Origin of the sequence: Devosia insulae DS-56, from assembly GCF_000970465.2 — a bacterium.
GTDB classification, from domain to species: Bacteria; Pseudomonadota; Alphaproteobacteria; order Rhizobiales; family Devosiaceae; genus Devosia_A; species Devosia_A insulae.
Window position 1 is genome coordinate 1 of sequence record NZ_LAJE02000016.1, and the last position, 1,968, is coordinate 1,968.

Below are 1,968 nucleotides of genomic sequence, written 5' to 3' on the forward strand. Positions count from 1 at the left end.
CCTCAAGGGGGAGGGGAGCTCGGCCTACTCGTAGACCACCACCATCAGCGCCCGGGCCGGCAGCTGGCCGTCGTTGGCGATCTCGTGCTCGACGTCGGCGCGGTAGCGGGCTGTCTCGCCGGCGCCCAGCAGCTGTTCGCCCAAAGCCGTCTTCACCCGCAGCCCGTCGGTCTGCGCCGTCAGGTGCTCGTAAGTGCCGGCGGCGTGCGGGGCGCTGTGCAGCCGGCTGCCGGGGGCGATCTCGACTTCGTACCACTCGACCCGGCCCGCCATGGCGGTGGGGCTCAGGATGCGCAGCCGCCAGTGCCCCTCGGGGCTGTTGATCTCCGGCGTCAGCGGCACCGTCACCACATCGACGGGCGCCGCGCGCCGATGCGCCACGCCGCCGGCGATCAGGTCGGCGAGGTCGATCTTCAGCGCCTGGGTCAGCCCCCAGAGCACCGCGAAGGTGGGGTTGGATTCGCCGCGCTCGATCTGGCTCAGCATCGAGCGCGAGACGCCCGAGAGTGCTGCCAGCCGCTCCAGCGTCAGGTGCCGGGCCTTGCGTTCGCGCTGGATGATCGGGCCGATATCGGGGGCGTCGGTGCTTGCCATGCTGCCTTTATCTCCGAGCACAGTGTTCGTGCCAAGCGGAAATTCCGTGATCACTTGACTATTCGTCCGTTATAGCGGAATTTCCTCCATATCGGAGGAATGACCATGCAGACCGGATATCTCGATCACCTCAGGACCGTGCTCGCCGACATCGAGGCGCAGGGCCTGATGAAGCGCGAGCGCCAGATCACCTCGCCGCAGGGCGGCCAGGTGACCGTGGCAGGGGCCGGCGGGCAGAGGCAGATGGTCAACCTCTGCGCCAACAATTATCTCGGCCTCGCCGACCACCCGGCGATTGCCGACGCCGCCGCAACGGCGCTCGAGCAGTATGGCTTCGGCATGGCGTCGGTCCGCTTCATCTGCGGCACGCTCGACCTGCACCGCGAGCTCGAGACCGCCATAGCGCGTTATCTCGGCAAGGACGATGCGATCCTCTTTGCCGCCTGTTTCGACGCCAATGGCGCACTGTTCGAGACGCTGCTGAGCGAAGACGACGCGATCATCTCCGACAGCCTCAACCACGCCTCGATCATCGACGGGGTGCGGCTCAGCAAAGCTAAGCGCTACCGCTTCCAGACCTCCGACATGGACGACCTCGAGACCCAGCTCAAGCAGGCGGTCGCCGACAATGCCCGCTTCCGGCTGATCGTCACCGACGGTGTGTTCTCGATGGATGGCTATATCGCCAAACTGCCGGAGATCCGCGCATTGGCGGACAAGTATGGCGCCATAATTGCCGTCGACGACTGCCACGCCACCGGGCATCTGGGCCCCGAGGGGCGCGGCACCGGCGCCCTCACCGGCGCCGAGCCCGACATCATCACCGGCACGTTCGGCAAGACGCTTGGTGGGGCGATGGGCGGCTTCATCACCGGCCCGCAGGCGGTGATCGACCTGCTGCGCCAGCGGGCGCGGCCGTACCTGTTCTCCAACGCCCTCGCCCCGGCGGTCACCGCCGGGTCGCTGAGGGCGATCGAAATCGCCCGAGGGGCGGACGACCTCAGGCAAAAGCTCACCGACAATACCCGGACCTTCCGCCAGCGCATGGGTGAACTCGGTTTCGATCTCTTGCCCGGCGAGACGCCGATCATCCCGGTGATGCTGGGCGAAGCGACGCTGGCGCAGAACCTTGCTGCTGCCCTCGACCGGCGCGGCGTCTATGTCGCGGGGTTCTTCTTCCCCGTGGTGCCCAAGGGCAAGGCCCGCATCCGCACGCAGATGTCGGCCGCCCTGTCGGCTGCCGATATCGACTTCGCCATCGGCGCCTTTGCCGAAGCCGGCAAGGAAGTAGGGATCCTATGAGCGAATGTCACAGTCAGCCTTCCCTCCCCCTTGAGGGGAGGGATTGAGGGAGGGGGTGGTGCGGTGATCACC

2 protein-coding genes are annotated in these 1,968 nt (G+C 67.0%); one reads left to right on the forward strand and one right to left on the reverse strand.

The genetic code is table 11. The features are described from left to right. Nucleotides 1-24: 24 nt before the first annotated feature. A complete protein-coding gene (locus VW23_RS00610) occupies nt 25-594 on the reverse strand; it encodes a helix-turn-helix domain-containing protein (protein WP_069907667.1) in 570 nt (189 codons plus the stop codon). Between the two features lie 105 nt (nt 595-699). Between VW23_RS00610 and VW23_RS00615 the strand changes: the two genes are divergently transcribed. After that, nucleotides 700-1,896: a glycine C-acetyltransferase gene (locus tag VW23_RS00615; protein WP_069907668.1), complete on the forward strand. Its 1,197-nt coding sequence runs from the start codon at nt 700-702 to the stop codon at nt 1,894-1,896. Nucleotides 1,897-1,968 lie beyond the last annotated feature (72 nt).